Source organism: Stenotrophomonas sp. Steno-C18 (assembly GCF_056393195.1).
This window is the reverse complement of record NZ_JBWJOX010000001.1, coordinates 162,350-178,051: the sequence shown is the minus strand read 5'-3', so window position 1 is coordinate 178,051 and position 15,702 is coordinate 162,350. Positions and strand designations below refer to the sequence as shown.

Sequence of the window (15,702 nt, the reverse complement as noted above, 5' to 3'; positions counted from 1 at the left end):
CGGGCACTGTGCCCGTGCCGGAATCCATCAAGGCTGCAAGGGGGCGTGAGCATCGGATGAAGGGAGTTTTTGGCCTGTTGTTGCTGGTGTCGCCTTCGCTGCTTGCAGCGGAGGGGGGCGGGCCTGACACCCCGGCGCCCTTGGTCGTGCGCTGCGAGTCCGGCGAGATGGAACGCGTGTTCTGTCCGATGGATGTCTCCCGTGGCGTGCAGATGGTGCGCCAGCTCTCCAGCCGTGATTGCATCCGCGAAACCAGCTGGGGCGTGGAGGGCGACGCGATCTGGGTCAGCGAAGGCTGTCGTGCCGAGTTCGCCCGCCGTGGCAGCAGCTCGCGGGTGTCGCGGCGGGTGGTGCGCTGCGAGTCGAAGGGGCGCTACGAATCCTGCCCGGTGGTCCTGCGCGGTGCCCCGGTGCGACTGTTGCGCCAGCAGTCGGTACTGCCGTGCCGGGAAGGGCGTAGCTGGGGCTACGACCGCAACGAGATCTGGGTCAGCCGCGGGTGCCAGGGCCAGTTCGAGGTGGGCGCCGAGGACGGCTCGGGCTTCGTCGACGTCCCACGCCGCGTCGTCTGCGAATCCAAGGGCGGGCTGCGCCGCGAATGCGGCGTCAGCGTCACCCGCCGGGTCACCCTGGTCGAACAGCTGTCCAGCGCGGCCTGCCGCGAGGGCGACAGCTGGGGCTGGGATCGCTTCGGCATCTGGGTCGACAAAGGCTGCCGGGCGGAATTTTCCGCCGATTGAACGGGCCGCCAGGCGGGCCGATTACAATGGCCCGATGAACGCCATCCCCACCATCGATTACGCCCGTTACGACCACATCCGCCCGATCCGCTGGACGGGGGACGCCCTTGAACTGCTGGACCAGCGCAAGCTGCCGTTCGTCGTGGAGCACGTGCTGTGCCATGACAGCGACGCCGTGGCCGAGGCCATCCATGCGTTGACCGTGCGGGGCGCGCCGGCCATCGGCATCGCCGCGGCCTGGGGCGTGGTGCTGGCGGCGCGCGAAGTGCAGGCGGCCGATGGCGCTGCGGCGCTGGCGATGCTGGAGCCGGCGCTGGAGCGCCTGAATGCCTCGCGCCCGACCGCCGTCAACCTGGCCTGGGCGCTGGCGCGCATGCGCCGGGCGCTGGCGACAGCCGGGACGGACTGGAAGCAAGTGCTGGCGCTGGAAGCGCAGGCCATCGCCGACGAAGACCTGGCCGCCAACCGGCACATGGGCGCACTGGGCGCCGGGTTGATCGCCCCGGGCAGCGGGGTTCTGACCCATTGCAACACCGGTTCACTGGCCACCGCGGGCTTTGGCACCGCGCTGGGCGTGATCCGCGCCGGCAAGGCGCAGGGCAACATCGCGCGCGTGTTTGCCGGCGAAACCCGGCCGTGGTTGCAGGGTGCACGGCTGACCGTGTGGGAACTGCAGCAGGACGGCATCGACGCCACCCTGATCGCCGACTCGGCCGCCTCGCACCTGATGAAGACCGGTGCGGTGCAGTGGGTGATCGTCGGCGCCGACCGCATCTGCGCCAATGGCGATACCGCCAACAAGATCGGCACCTACCAGCTGGCCATCGCCGCGCGCCACCACGGCGTCAAGTTCATGGTGGTGGCGCCGTCCTCGACGGTGGACATGAACACCGCCCATGGCGACCAGATCGAGATCGAGCAGCGTGACCCGGGCGAGCTGTTCGGCGTCGGTGGCGTGCGCACCGTGGCCGAAGGCATTGCTGCCTGGAACCCGGTGTTCGATGTCACCCCGGGCGAGCTGATCGATGCCATCGTCACCGAGCGCGGCGTGATCCTGAAGCCGGACGCCGCGGCCATGGCAGCGGCCTTCGCCTGAATCAGCACCCGGCCCTAGCCAGCGTCCACCCCGGTAGTGCCGAGCCACGCCCGGCAAGGGGGCTCCCGGCAAGGCCCCCGCGGAGCGTGGCTTGGCTCCGTGGTGTTTCCCGTGCCGGCGCGGCACGCCGGCATCGTCCAGAAAGCGGCGCCTAAGTTCCTGATTTGTTCCGGTAAAACCCCCGTCTGTGATAGACTCCATCGGTTGATTCAAGGCTCCGGCGGGGTTGCCTCCAAGGCCACTCCACCGGACGGGATCGTCACCAGACAACGGAACCCGAATGGCAGAAACAGCCAAGGAAATCATCCAGGTAAAACTGGAAGACGAGATGCGCAAGAGCTACCTCGATTACGCCATGAGCGTGATCGTCGGACGCGCACTCCCCGATGCACGCGATGGCCTCAAGCCGGTCCATCGCCGTGTCCTGTTCGCGATGAACGAACTGGGCGCGCACAGCAACAAGCCCTACTACAAGTCGGCGCGTATCGTCGGTGACGTCATCGGTAAGTACCACCCGCATGGCGACCAGTCGGTATACGACACGCTGGTGCGTCTGGCGCAGCCGTTCTCGCTGCGTTACATGCTGGTGGACGGCCAGGGTAACTTCGGTTCGATCGACGGTGACTCGGCCGCGGCCATGCGATACACCGAGGCGCGCATGTCGCGCCTGGCGCATGAGCTGATCGCCGACCTGGACAAGGAAACCGTCGATTTCCAGCCCAACTACGACGAGAAGGAACTGGAGCCGACGGTCATGCCGACCCGGTTCCCGAACCTGCTGGTCAACGGTTCGGCCGGCATCGCGGTGGGCATGGCCACCAACATCCCGCCGCACAACCTGGCGGAGTCCATCAGTGCCTGCATCGCCTTGATCGACGACCCGTCGATCGATGTCGATGGCCTGATGGAATACATCCCGGGCCCGGACTTCCCGACCGCCGGCATCATCAATGGCACCGCCGGCATCATCGCCGGCTACCGCACCGGCCGTGGCCGCGTGCGCATCCGTGCCAAGGCCGATATCGAAGTGGCCGACAATGGCCGCGAGTCGATCATCGTCACCGAGATCCCGTACCAGGTGAACAAGGCGCGGTTGATCGAGAAGATCGCCGAGCTGGTCAAGGAAAAGAAGCTCGAAGGCATCAGCGAGCTGCGCGATGAGTCCGACAAGGACGGCATGCGCATCTACATCGAGATCAAGCGCGGTGAGTCTGCCGAGGTTGTGCTCAACAACCTGTACCAGCAGACCCAGATGGAGTCGGTGTTCGGCATCAACATGGTGGCGCTGGTCGACGGCCGCCCGAAGTTGATGAACCTCAAGGAGATGCTGGAGTCCTTCCTCCGCCATCGCCGTGAAGTGGTTACCCGCCGCACCATCTTCGAACTGCGCAAGGCCCGTGCCCGCGCGCACGTGCTGGAAGGCCTGACCGTCGCATTGGCCAACATCGACGAGATGATCGAGCTGATCAAGACGTCGGCCAACCCGGGCGAGGCCAAGGAGCGCATGCTGGCCAAGGTGTGGGAGCCGGGCCTGGTGGGCTCGTTGCTGGCCGCCACCGGTGCCGAGGCGTCGCGTCCGGAAGACCTGCCCAAGGGCATCGGCCTGGTCAACGGCAACTACCAGTTGTCGGAAGTCCAGGCCACCCAGATCCTGGAAATGCGCCTGCACCGCCTGACCGGGCTGGAGCAGGACCGCCTGACCGAGGAATACCGCCAGTTGCTGGTGGTGATCGCCGGCCTCATCGAGATCCTGGAAGACCCGGAGCGCCTGCGCCAGGTCATCCGCGAGGAACTGGTCGCCATCAAGGTCGAGTACGGCGACGAGCGCCGCACCGAGATCCGCCACAGCGAGGAAGACCTCGACATCCTCGACCTGATCGCGCCGGAAGACGTGGTGGTGACGCTGTCGCGCGCCGGTTACGTCAAGCGCCAGCCGGTCAGTGCCTACCGCGCCCAGCGTCGCGGTGGCCGCGGCCGCAGTGCGGCGGCGACCAAGGACGAGGATTCGATCGAACAGCTGTGGCTGGTCAATACGCACGACACGCTGCTGACCTTCACCAGCTCGGGCAAGGTGTTCTGGCTGCCGGTGCACCAGTTGCCGGAGGCCGGCTCGACCGCGCGCGGCCGCCCGATCATCAACTGGATCGCGCTGGAGAACGACGAGCGCGTGCAGGCGGTGTTGCCGGTACGCGAGTACGACGACAACCACTTCGTGTTCTTCGCCACCCGCAACGGTACGGTCAAGAAGACGCCGCTGAGCGAGTTCGCGTTCCGTCTGGCGCGCGGCAAGATCGCCATCAACCTCGATGAAGGCGATGCGCTGGTCGGCGTTGGCCTGACCGATGGCGAGCGCGACGTGCTGCTGTTCGCGTCCAACGGCAAGACCGTCCGCTTCGGCGAGGACCGGGTCCGCTCGATGGGCCGTACCGCCACCGGTGTGCGCGGCATCAAGCTCGCCAACGGCGAGGAAGTGGTCAGCCTGATCGTGGCCGAAAGCGCCGGCGGCGCCGAGGACGAGAACGAGGACGAGGGCAGCAGCGTCGAGGAAGTGGCAACCGATGGCGGCGAGATCGTCGACAACGGCAGCGACGATGCCAGCATCCGCTACATCCTGACCGCGACCGAGAACGGCTACGGCAAGCGCACCCCACTGGCCGACTACCCGCGCAAGGGTCGTGGCACCCAGGGTGTGATTGGCATCCAGACCAGCGAGCGCAACGGCAAGCTGGTCAGTGCGGTGCTGATGGGCACCAGCGATGAAGTGCTGTTGATCTCCGACGGCGGCACGCTGGTGCGTACCCGCGGCTCGGAAATCTCGCGCGTGGGCCGCAACACCCAGGGCGTGACCCTGATCCGCCTGTCCAAGGGCGAGAAGCTGCAGGCCGTCGAACGCCTGGATGCCTCGCTGGACGACGGTGAGGACGTGCTCGACGACGACGCCAATACCTCGGCGGATGAGACGGCACCAGCCACGCCGGAAAGCTGATCGCTGCGGCGGTTGGAATGAGAAGGGCGCCGGCTTGCCGGCGCCTTTCTTTTTGCGGGAACGCCGCTTGCGGGCCTGCGCCGGGAAGGATGGAGGGCGCGTGCGCCAGGCCTGTGGAGAGGGCACCTCCGGCGCGGACCCCAACGCAGGACGGGCCGTCCGGCAGCAATGAGCCAATTCCCTGCGACTAAGGTCGCAGCGACAAACCCCCGCGTCCTGCCCGACTCTCTGCCGGCACATCACCGGAGAGAGGGCCCCTCGATGTACCAGGATCTTGGCCGCAACCAGGCCAACTACACGCCGTTGTCACCGCTGAGCTTCCTGCGCAAGGCGGCTACCGTGCACCCGCAGCGATTGGCGGTGGTGCATGGCGAGCGGCGCCTGAACTGGGCCCAGGTGCAGGCGCGTTGCCGTCGGTTGGCGTCGGCGTTGCAGCGCATGGGCGTGGCCGAAGGCGATACCGTGGCGGCGCTGCTGCCCAATACGCCGGCGATGATCGAGCTGCACTTCGCCCCGGCCATGCTCGGTGCCGTGCTCAATACGCTGAACACCCGCCTGGACGCGGAAACGCTTGCATTCATGCTGGACCACGGCGAGGCCAAGGTGGTGTTCGTGGACCGCGAGTTCTCGCCGGTGATGAAGCGGGCGCTGGCGCTGTGCCGGCAGGCACCGCAGGTCATCGACGTGGACGATGCGGCCATCGAGGAAGGCGAGTTCCTTGGCGCGATCGAGTACGAAGCGTTGCTGGAAACCGGTGACCCGACGTTCGCCTACGGCCTGCCCGGCGACGAATGGAATGCGATCGCGCTGAACTACACCTCGGGCACCACCGGCGACCCGAAGGGCGTGGTTTATCACCATCGCGGCGCCTACTTGAACGCGGTGGCCAACATCATCGATTGGGGCATGCCGCCGCATCCGGTCTACCTGTGGACGCTGCCGATGTTCCACTGCAACGGTTGGTGTTTCCCGTGGACGATGGCTGCCGTCGCCGGCACCCAGGTCTGCCTGCGGCGATTCGACCGCAAGCAGGTGCTGGAGCTGATGCGCACACATGGCGTCACCCACTACTGCGGTGCGCCGGTGGTGCATGCCGCGCTGGCGGCGGCACCGGAGGAACTGAAGCAAGGGCTTGCCGGCGTGAAGGGGCAGGTGGCCGGTGCCGCGCCGCCGGCGGCGGTGCTGGAAGAGATGGAACGCATGGGCGTGGAGATCACCCACGTCTACGGCCTCACCGAAGTCTACGGCCCTGCATCGATCTGTCAGCCCAAGCCGGAGTGGGCGCGGTTGCCCATCGATGAACGCGCCGAGCTCAACAGTCGCCAGGGCGTGGCCTGCCTGTTGCAGGAAGACATGCAGGTGCTGGACCCCGATACCCTGCAGCCGGTGCCGTGGGATGGCGCCAGCGTCGGGGAAATCATGTTCCGCGGCAACATCACCATGAAGGGCTACCTGAAGAACCCCCGCGCCACCGATGCGGCTTTCTCCGGCGGCTGGTTCCGTACCGGTGACCTTGCCGTGGTGTATGCCGACGGCAACGTGAAGATCCGTGACCGCTCCAAGGACGTGATCATTTCCGGCGGCGAGAACATTTCCTCGCTGGAAGTGGAAGACGTGCTGTGCCGCCACCCGTCGGTGCTCGCCGCGGCCGTGGTGGCCAGGCCGGACCCGAAGTGGGGCGAGACGCCATGTGCCTTCGTCGAGTTGAAGGACGAACTGGACCTCAGCCCGGACGCAGCCCTGGCGCATTGCCGCCAGAATCTGGCCGGCTTCAAGGTACCCAAGCGTTTCGTGTTCGGGCCGCTGCCACGGACGGCCACCGGCAAGGTGCAGAAGTTCGCGCTGCGCGATGCCGCGCGTGCCCTGACGGACGCCGAATGAACAATGGCCCGCGTGATGCGGGCCATTGTCCTGGCGTGCACGTGCCGGCGATCAGCGCGGTACGCGCACCATCCGTTCGAGCAGGTGCTCGACGATGCCCGCCGGTTCGCGGGTGCGGCCGACGTGGGTCACCGAGGTCTGCACCACCGAGCTGCGCTTGGCGGTGAGGAAATGGAAGCGTGCCCGCGGCGGCAGCTGTGCGATCGGGCCGGCTTCGGCGCGGCCTTCGCAGATGGCGACGATGGCGTCCAGCCAGGGGCGCAATGCCTCCAGGTCCAGTTGCGGGGCGAACGCCTGCAGGCGTGCTTCATCGATCTCGATGGCCGCCTGCAGATGCCCGGCGCTCGGGCAGGACACGATCACGCCGACATTGATGAACTCCTCACGCTCGACCCGCGGCACGACGCGGATCACCGCGTAGTCATACGTGTGCAGCGTGGGCACGGATGGCCTCCTGTACGAATGCATCCCGCAGCTGCAGGCGGCGCTTGAGGTAATCGGCGTAGGCCTTGCGGTAGCTGGCGGCATCGGCAAACGCGGGCTCGTCCTGCAGCCAGGCGTCCGGGATCAACGCGACGATGTCGTCGATGACCGCATCGGTCAGCAGCGGGGCCAGTGCGCGGTCGGCGCCGGCGATGTCCTTGGCGAAGGGCAGCAGCACATGGTCACGGATGAGGACGAAGGGCTTGGCGCAGGCCTCGCCGGCGTTCTCCCAGTCGTGGTGGAAGTACAGCGCGGCACCGTGGTCGATCAGGTACAGCTTGCGGTGCCAGACCATCAGGTTGGGGTTGCGTACGGTGCGGTCCACGTTGCTGGTGTAGGCATCGAACCAGACGATGCGCGAGGCCAGCTCGGCATCGGGCTGCATCGCCGCCGGATCGTAGTTGATTGCACCGGGCAGGTAGTCGCTGCCCAGGTTGGTGCCCTCGCTGGCGCGGATGAGGTCCTGGATCTCGGGGTCCGGCTCGGTGCGCGCGAATTCGCGGTCCAGTTCGACCAGGACGATCTCCGGGATGGGCAAGCCAAGCGCGCGGGCCAGTTCGCCGGCGACCAGTTCGGCGATCAGCGCCTTCGGTCCCTGGCCGGCACCACGGAATTTGATGACGTACATGCCATCGTCGTCGGCCTCGATCACGGCTGGCAGGGACCCCCCTTCGCGCAGCGGTGTGATGTAGCGGGTTGCGTGGACGGTTCTCAAGACGTGTGCCGTTGCTGGCGTTGGGGCGACAAGCCTAGCGTATCGGGCGCGCGATGGCGGTGACCGGATTGGGTGCGTCGATGGGTGCGGGATGCGCGGCGGTGCTGCGCTCCCTCCCTTTCGCGCAGCGAAGGGGAGGGCTGGGGAGGGGGAACTTGTGCGGGGGCTGCAGGAATCGTGGCTTCGCGGCCGAGGCCGCTCCTACGGGGTGCATGAGCGCCGGTGCTGCGCTCCCTTTCGTGCAGCGAAGGGGAGGGTTGGGGAGGGGTAGCTTTGCGAGACTGCAGGAATCGTGGCTTCGCGGCCGAGGCCGCTCCTATGGGGTGCATGAGCGCCGGTGCTGCGCTCCCTTTCGTGCAGCGAAGGGGAGGGTTGGGGAGGGGTAGCTTTGCGAGACTGCAGGAATCGTGGCTTCGCGGCCGAGGCCGCTCCTACGGGGTGTATGAGCACCGGTGCTGCGCTCCCTCCCTTCCGCGCAGCGAAGGAAAGGGCTGGGGAGGGGGAACTTGTGCGGGGGCTGCAGGAATCGTGGCTTCGCGGCCGAGGCCGCTCCTACGGGGCGCATGAGCGCCGGTGCTGCGCTCCCTTTCGTGCAGCGAAGGGGAGGGTTGGGGAGGGGTAGCTTTGCGAGACTGCAGGAGTCGTGGCTTCGCGGCCGAGGCCGCTCCTACGAGGTGTGCGTGCGCCGGTGCTGCGCTCCCTCCCTTTCGCGCAGCGAAGGGGAGGGCTGGGGAGGGGTAGCTTTGCGAGACTGCAGGAATCGCGGCTTCGCGGCCGAGGCCGCTCCTATGGGGATGCCGTTGCTTCGAATGCCGCGTGGTAGTGCACCTGCGCCACCGGTACGGTGCCGGCCAGCGGCAGTGCCTGGAAGTACGCCGGCGGAACCCCCGGCAGCTCCAGTCCCGGAACTACCTTGAAGCCGAACCGCGCGTAGTACCCCGGTTCCCCCAGCAGCACGCAGCCGGCACTGCCCAGCTGCGTCAAGCGATCAATCGCCGCCCGCATCAACGCCGCTCCAATCCCCTGGCCCTGGCGATCCGGGCGGACCGATATCGGCCCCAGGCCATGCCAGCCGGCGTCGCCCGATGACAGCACCACCGGCGATATCGCGACGTGCCCGATCAGCTCGCCGTGCTCCTCGGCCACCAGCGACACCGTCAGCTGCCCGGCCGCACGCAACGCGGCAACGATGAACTGCTCGGTATGGCTGGAATGGACCGCCTCGGCGAATGCAGCCTCGGTCAGGCGGTGGATCGCGTCGATGTCGGCGGGTTGCTCGTCGCGGATATGAAACGTCATGTCATGCATCCAGAACGTTGCGGGGCGGATGACCGTCCCGGGAAGAAAGAAAACAGGCGCGGCTCAGTCGTCGAACGACTTGCCGTCGCTGCGCAGGTGTTCCTTGGCCGACTGCCACCAGCCGTCGAGCATGCCCTTGCCGTCGCCCATCAACTGGTCGACCTTCGCGCTCTGCTGGTCGACGAACTCCATCAGGCTGGCCAGCCCATCCGGCCCGTGCCGCTTGATCTCGCCCCAGACCACCTTGGTGAACACCCTGGCCATCCACAGGCTGGAATCGACGTCGCCGGTCTCGGCCTCGATCTGCCCGATCAGTTCACCCAGATAGGCGCGCGCTTCCGGCGGCACCTGCGGGTTCTCGCTCAGGCGCTTGAGCATCACCAGCCCTTCGCGCACGTCGCCATTGTTGATGGCCAGCCCGGCACGCCCCAGCTCCGACAGCCACGGCTGTTTCAGGCTCAGTGCGATCGCGTCGATATGGACCTGGGCACGGTCCCAGCGCTTGTCCGTGATGGCCTTGTAACCCAGTGCGGCATGCACGATCAGCATCCGCATCCGTGCCTCGGTGGCCTGCCCGGCGTCGAGCGTCTTGCCGCCGTTGATCGCGAATTCGCTCTGCTGTTCGGCCAGTTGCGGCCATTCCCGCCGGTGGAAGGCCACCGAGCGGAGGGCGGCGCTGATCTGCGCGTAGTCCCTGCAGGCGGGCAGGGCATCGACGATGTCCGATTCGGCGATGGCAATGGTGCTGCGGTCAGCGCTGAGCGCGCTGTAGCCGAGCAGGCCATGGATCATGCATTCGGTATCGGGCGTCAGCTCCGGCGTGGGCTCGCTGCCGGCCATCCGCATGCCCTCGCGCCAGGCGTTGTAGGAGGCGGGCAGGCCGTGGTGCGAAAGGCGCCGGTACTGCGTGTAGGTCAGGCTGTCGCGCAATGCCTCCAGCTGCTCCTGCTCGGTCTTCTCACCGCAACCGGCAAGGATCAGGACGCCGGCGACGGCGGTGAGCCAGCGCAGGCGGAGGCGGGTGTGCGGAAGTGTCATGCGGTCCATCCGTGGGAACACGAGCGCTATAGATACCGCAGCCGAGCGCCACCCGTACAGTGCGGCGGCGATCATGAAGACGGCGCTGTGGCGCAGTGGGGGCCGGCAACGTACTGTGCCGGGCATTGCACGCACGCTGAGTTCGACCTTCATGTACCCGGGATGCCCGCTGTGAATGCCGCTTTCATGCCCGTCTTGCCGCTGCCCCTGCACCGTGTCCTGCTGGGGGCGGTTGCGATGGGCGTCCTGGCTGCCTGCAGCACGGTGCCGGCGCCCGCCCCGGGTCCGCCGGCGGACGTGGTGCGCAACGAGATCGAGCGTCGCATCCCTGCGCGGACCGCGGACCGTGCCGGTTGGGCGGCGGACATACAGGCGGCCTTCGCCGCGCAGCGCATTGCCCCCAACGCCGAGAACATCTGCGCGGTGCTGGCGGTGATCGAGCAGGAGTCGGGGTATCGCGCCGATCCGGCCGTCGCCAACCTGCCGCGCATCGCGCGCCAGGAGATCGACCGGCGTGCCTCGGCGTTGCATGTCCCGGGCCTGCTGGTGGATGCCGGCCTGCGGATCAAGGCAACCGATGGCCGCAGCTACGGTGACAAGCTGGCCGGGGTGCGTACCGAGCGTGACCTCAGCCGCCTGTATGAGGAGATCATCGACCGCGTGCCGCTGGGGCAACGCTTGTTCGCCGGCAAGAACCCGGTGCAGACCGGTGGCGCGATGCAGGTCAGCATCCCCTTTGCGCAGGCGCATGCCCAAGGGTATCCGTACCCGGTGCAGGCCAGTATCCGCGACGAGGTGTTCAGCCGGCGCGGTGGCGTGTACTTCGGCACGATGCACCTGCTGGGCTATGAAACGCCGTATACCCGCAAGGTGCACCGGTTCGCCGACTACAACGCCGGCTGGTATGCCAGCCGCAATGCGGCCTTCCAGAACGCGGTGGCGGTTGCCACCGGGCAGGCGCTGGCGCTGGATGGTGACCTGCTGGCACCGGGGGCGCCGCTGGATGCGCCGGGCCAGACCGAGCGTGCCGTGCGGCAACTGGGCGCGGCGCTGGGAATGGACGAGCGGGGCATCCGGCGGGCGCTGGAGCAGGCGGACCAACTGGCTTTCAGCGAGAGCCCGCTGCACCAGCGCGTGTTCGCCCTGGCCGAATCCCGGGCCGGCAAGCCGTTGCCGCGCGCGGTGATCCCCGGCATCCGCCTGGACAGCCCCAAGATCACCCGTGAGCTGACCACCGAGTGGTTCGCCAACCGCGTGGACGGACGTTACCGGGAGTGCCTGCAGCGCTGACCGTGGCAGGTTCGGGTGGGTGTTGCGGCAGGTGAGGGTGGTGGCCTGCCCGCGGGTGCGCAGGCGGGCAAGGCTGCGCCGCTCAGGCGCGGACGGGGTTGCGTCCCAGCACGCGTGCGCCCGTGATGATCATGCGGATCATCTGCGACATCTGCTCGATCAGCTCCGGGTCCTTCTCTTCCGGCAGGTCCATGGCGGTGCCGCCCATGGCGAAGATCAGGCGGGTGATGGCCTTGGCGGCCAGCGCGGGCTCATGCAGCGTGGCGCCGTCCAGTGCGGCCAGGCGTACCAGGTCCACCTTGAGCTCGTCCTCGAAATAGTTGAGCTCACGGTCCACCGCCTGCTTGAAGGCGTCCGAGCCGGCGGTGCCCTCACGTAGCAGCACGTGCATCAGCCGGTCGTCGGCGCGCAGCTGCTCCATGAAGGTTTCCACCGACAGGCGGATCACGCCGCGGTTGCTGTCGGCCGCACGCAGGCGGGCCTGGCCGATGATGGTGCGCAGCGAGCGGCCCGCCAGGTCGATCAGGGCCACGGTCAGCTCGTCCATGTCCCTGAACTGGCGATAGAACGAATTCGGGGCGATCCCTGCTTCGCGGGCCACCTCGCGCAGGCTCAACGTGGACACGCTGCGATGCGGGCCGATCAGCGCCAACGCCGCCGCCAGCAGGTCGTCGCGCGAGATCGAAGCCTTGCGTGCCGGGTGCTGGTCGTCGTGGTGGGTCAAGGGCTGATCGGGACGGGTCATCGCGGGCAGGATGGACGGATTCGTGAATCATAGCCGGTATGGTGAATATACGAGTGTATACACAGCTGTATGCTCGGCCGTATAGTTCGTCGCCATGAGTGCTGTCTACCGTAATGCCACGCCCCCCCAGATCCCCTGGCTGAGCGAGGGCTTCTTCGATTTCTGGTCTACCCGCGTCAATCGCCTGTGGACGCTGCGCCGCCCGTTGGCGCGTGTCGTGGCCCGCAACGCCGCCAGCGCCGATGCGGTGACCCTGGAGCTGCAACCCAACCGGCACTTCGCCGGGGTGCAGGCGGGCCAGCACATCAACGTCGGCGTGGAGGTGGATGGCCGCCTGGTCACCCGCAGCTACAGCCCGACCGTGCTGCCCAATGGGCGCCTGGCCATCACCGTCAAGGCAATCCCCGATGGCAAGGCCAGCACCTGGCTGACCCGCAATGCCCGGCCAGGCGACGTGATCGCGCTGGGCCAGGCTTTTGGTGAGATGACCCTGCGCACCGATCCAGGCCAGCGCCTGTTGTTGCTGGCCGCCGGCAGCGGCATCACACCGATGCGCTCGCTGCTGCAAGCGCTGGATGCGCAGGGCATGCCGGTGGCCGTGGACCTGTTGTACTGGGCGCGTCGCCGCGAGGAGCTGTGCTTCGTCGAGGAGCTGCAGGCGCTTGCCGCCCGCCATCCGCACTTCCACCTGCAACTGTTGCTGACCCGCGATGCGGCCGCGCCCGCGGCGCGCGTGGATGCGCACGACTTCGCGGCATTGGATGCACCGGCGGCCACGCGGGTGCTGGCCTGCGGGCCGGCCGGGTTCGTTGAAGCGGCACGGCAACGCCTGCAGGGCCAGGTTGCCCAGTTCGAAAGCGAGGCCTTCAGCCAACCGGCCTTGCCGGACATCGAGCAGGGCAGCGTGCAGGTGCAGCTGCTGCGGACCGGTCGCACGTTGACGCTGCCGCGCGGCAAGCCCTTGCTGGCGGCGCTGGAGGCTCAGGGCATCCAGCCGGCCAGTGGTTGCCGCATGGGCATCTGCAACACCTGCGTCTGCGACAAGGTGTCCGGCATCACCCGGCATACGCTGACCGGCGACTACGCCGCCGAACCGTCCACCTCGCTGAAGCTGTGCGTCAACAGCGCCAGTACCGATCTCGCCCTGGAGCTGTAATCGATGTCTTCCGTGCACAACCGCACCCTGTCCGCGGCCGAACTGCAGGCCTTCGGCGATGAACTCGACGCGGTGCGCGCCAGGCACCTGGCTTCGCTGGGCGCCGCCGACGCGCGCTACATCCGCAGGATCGTCGCGGCCGTGCGCTGGACCGGCGTCGCCGGGCGCACGCTGCTGTTCCTGGGGGCATTCGTGCACAGCGTGCTGGTGCCGGCCTGGATCGCCGGCGTGGTGCTGCTGGCGCTGTCCAAGATCCTGGAGAACATGGAGCTGGCGCACAACGTCATCCATGGCCAGTACGACTGGATGGGCGACCCGTCATTGCAGGGCAAGACCTACGAGTGGGACATCGTCGGCACCGCCGAGAACTGGCGCAAAACCCACAATTTCCGCCACCACACCTACACCAACGTGCGCGGGCTGGACGATGACATCGGCTACGGGCTGCTGCGCATCTTCCCCGAGCAGCGCTGGCATCCGTTCTTCCTGGCGCAGCCGTTCGTGGCGGTGGTGTTCGCGCTGCTGTTCGAGTGGGGCATCGCCATACAGGACCTGCGCGTGGGCCGCCTGCTCAACCGCAAGATCACGCTGCGGCAGCTGTGGGCGCAGGCCAGGCCGGTGCGCCGCAAGATGCTCAAGCAACTGCTGAAGGACTACGTGCTGTTTCCGGCACTGGCCGGCCCGTTCTTCCTGCCGGTGCTGCTGGGCAACCTGCTGGCCAACGTCATCCGCAACGTGTGGACGTACGTGGTGATCTTCTGCGGCCACTTCACCGCCGACGCCGAAACCTTCCCCAAGGACTGCATCCGCAACGAGACGCGCGGCCATTGGTACCTGCGCCAGTTGCGCGGTTCGTCCAATCTCGCCGGCGGCCGGTTGCTGGACGTGATGACCGGCAACCTCAGCCACCAGATCGAGCACCACTTCTATCCCGACATCCCCGCCAACCGGTATGCCGCGATGGCGGTGGACGTGAAGGCCATCTGCGCCCGCTACGGCCAGCACTACAACACCGGCTCACTGCCGAAGCAGTTCGGCCAGGTGGTCTGGCGCATCCTGCGTCACGCTTTCCCGAGCCGCCCGGCGCCGGAGCGCCCGCTGGTAGCCGCCGAGCCCGCCGAGCCGCCTGGCAATGCTCCATCGGTGGGCGCGGCGTAGTCCGCGAAACCGCCAACGCCTGGTAATCCCCCAAGCCAGCGTTCGTCAGCGGCCGCAATCTCGCATGCGTCCTAAGCCACGCACCAAACCGGGGCGTTGATTGCCCCGTAAGCGCTGCTCGCGCCGTGAGTTGTGTCATCGGTGCCGCTCACACCGGCAGCGATGCCGCTCTTTTCGCCAGCGGTGGCGAATGAACCGGCAACGATGCCGTTTTTTTCGCCATCCATGACGCTTGTAGCGGCATCCATGCCCCTTGAAGGTGCGCGCGGCAAGCATATGTGGCACGTCTGCCACCGGGAGCGTGGCCCATGTCGCTTCAAGCGCCACGTGTGAGGCCGACACGTTGACCGTTGAAGCATCGGCCGGGCCAATGAAGGGCAGGGCCGGTGACACGACGCCCGGGCGCGCAACCTTCCTGCAAAAGAAAGAGGCCGCCCGTGGGTGGCCTCTTTGTGGTCGAGTGCTAGGGCGATGACGCCAGCCCCGTCAGTACGGTTTCACGAAGGGGAAGACCTGCCGCCGCGCGAGGATTTGGAGAAGCGGCTGCCCAGATTGCGCCGCAGGGCTTCCAGGCCTTGGTTGCGACCGGCCACCTTGAGCAGGGCGTAACCGTCCAGGGCGCAGCGCATCACGTCGCTGCGCAGGGCGATGTCGGTATCGGAGGCCCGTTCGGCAAGGCGCAGGATGCGCTGCAGGCGGGGGCGCAGGCGGTCCAACGTGTCCAGGTCGGACAGGGCCTCGGCGATGCTCAACGTCGCCGGTACCACCTGTGGGTTCTGCGCCAGCACATGCAACGTCTGCCGGCAGAAGGCTTCGGATTTGCTGCCCATGCGCGAGAGCTTCTTGCGCTGCGCGGCAGACATCGCCACCAGCCCCACCAGCTGTGCCTCCAGCTCGGTCAGTGCGGCATCCAATGCGCTCAACTGCTTGTCGGTCAAACGAAGGGAACTCAGGTTCTGCATCGTCGGTCGTCCTTTTCGGTGAAGGGGTGGCCGCTTTCGCCGCGGCCATCGCCACCTTGCCCGCCCGGAACGTCGTTGCCGCCGGGAAAACCCCGCCTGTCATCCTGGGAAGCCACCCCCACTTCCCGTAGGGGCAGCCATGGCCGCGAAGCG

At 67.5% G+C, this 15,702-nt stretch carries 13 protein-coding genes; 7 read left to right on the top strand and 6 right to left on the bottom strand.

The features are described 5' to 3' along the window. Positions 1–56: 56 nt before the first annotated feature. From AC06FE_RS00835 to AC06FE_RS00820, 4 genes are all read left to right on the top strand, one after another. On the top strand, positions 57–740 hold the full coding sequence (locus AC06FE_RS00835) for a DUF3011 domain-containing protein (protein WP_192288531.1): 684 nt from the start codon (positions 57–59) through the stop codon (positions 738–740). 34 nt (positions 741–774) lie between these two features. After that, a complete protein-coding gene (mtnA, locus tag AC06FE_RS00830; RefSeq protein ID WP_446540454.1) occupies positions 775–1,836 on the top strand; it encodes an S-methyl-5-thioribose-1-phosphate isomerase in 1,062 nt (353 codons plus the stop codon). 280 nt (positions 1,837–2,116) lie between these two features. Then, the gene (gene gyrA / locus AC06FE_RS00825) at positions 2,117–4,822 is read left to right on the top strand and encodes a DNA gyrase subunit A (RefSeq protein ID WP_478071986.1); all 2,706 of its coding nucleotides are present in this window, start codon (positions 2,117–2,119) and stop codon (positions 4,820–4,822) included. A 261-nt stretch (positions 4,823–5,083) separates the two neighbouring features. Beyond that, a complete protein-coding gene (locus AC06FE_RS00820; RefSeq protein WP_478071985.1) occupies positions 5,084–6,703 on the top strand; it encodes an acyl-CoA synthetase in 1,620 nt (539 codons plus the stop codon). Positions 6,704–6,754: 51 nt separating this feature from the next. On the opposite strand, the gene AC06FE_RS00815 is transcribed toward AC06FE_RS00820, so the two are convergent. The 4 genes from AC06FE_RS00815 to AC06FE_RS00800 all read right to left on the bottom strand — a co-directional run bounded on the left by AC06FE_RS00815 (position 6,755) and on the right by AC06FE_RS00800 (position 10,238). Then, positions 6,755–7,147 (bottom strand): DUF3037 domain-containing protein, encoded by a 393-nt coding sequence (locus AC06FE_RS00815; protein ID WP_192288535.1) that lies wholly within the window; start codon positions 7,145–7,147, stop codon positions 6,755–6,757. Beyond that, positions 7,125–7,901, bottom strand: coding sequence for a HipA family kinase (locus AC06FE_RS00810; protein WP_478071984.1), 777 nt, complete (start codon positions 7,899–7,901; stop codon positions 7,125–7,127). Before AC06FE_RS00810 ends, AC06FE_RS00815 begins: the two co-directional genes overlap by 23 nt. A 786-nt stretch (positions 7,902–8,687) precedes the next feature. Next, positions 8,688–9,200 carry a GNAT family N-acetyltransferase gene (locus AC06FE_RS00805; RefSeq protein WP_478071983.1) on the bottom strand — a complete coding sequence of 171 codons (513 nt, stop codon included), beginning with the start codon at positions 9,198–9,200 and terminating at the stop codon, positions 8,688–8,690. A gap of 63 nt (positions 9,201–9,263) precedes the next feature. Beyond that, positions 9,264–10,238: a hypothetical protein gene (locus AC06FE_RS00800; RefSeq protein WP_478071982.1), complete on the bottom strand. Its 975-nt coding sequence runs from the start codon at positions 10,236–10,238 to the stop codon at positions 9,264–9,266. Between the two features lie 186 nt (positions 10,239–10,424). Here AC06FE_RS00800 and AC06FE_RS00795 point away from each other — a divergent pair, with 186 nt between their 5' ends. Continuing rightward, positions 10,425–11,528, top strand: a complete 1,104-nt coding sequence (locus tag AC06FE_RS00795; protein WP_132864237.1) for a DUF1615 domain-containing protein — start codon at positions 10,425–10,427, stop codon at positions 11,526–11,528. Between the two features lie 82 nt (positions 11,529–11,610). On the opposite strand, the gene fabR is transcribed toward AC06FE_RS00795, so the two are convergent. Further along, the gene (gene fabR, locus AC06FE_RS00790) at positions 11,611–12,273 is read right to left on the bottom strand and encodes an HTH-type transcriptional repressor FabR (protein WP_132864236.1); all 663 of its coding nucleotides are present in this window, start codon (positions 12,271–12,273) and stop codon (positions 11,611–11,613) included. 94 nt (positions 12,274–12,367) lie between these two features. On the opposite strand from fabR, the gene AC06FE_RS00785 reads away from it, so the two are divergent. Together AC06FE_RS00785 and AC06FE_RS00780 are read left to right on the top strand one after the other, a co-directional pair. Then, positions 12,368–13,429, top strand: coding sequence for a ferredoxin reductase (locus AC06FE_RS00785; RefSeq protein ID WP_313250972.1), 1,062 nt, complete (start codon positions 12,368–12,370; stop codon positions 13,427–13,429). 3 nt (positions 13,430–13,432) lie between these two features. After that, positions 13,433–14,587 carry a fatty acid desaturase family protein gene (locus tag AC06FE_RS00780; protein ID WP_313250971.1) on the top strand — a complete coding sequence of 385 codons (1,155 nt, stop codon included), beginning with the start codon at positions 13,433–13,435 and terminating at the stop codon, positions 14,585–14,587. Positions 14,588–15,084: 497 nt separating this feature from the next. On the opposite strand, the gene AC06FE_RS00775 is transcribed toward AC06FE_RS00780, so the two are convergent. Then, entirely contained in the window at positions 15,085–15,549 is a 465-nt protein-coding gene (locus AC06FE_RS00775; RefSeq protein ID WP_132864233.1) for a hypothetical protein, read from the bottom strand. Between the last annotated feature and the right edge of the window lie 153 nt (positions 15,550–15,702).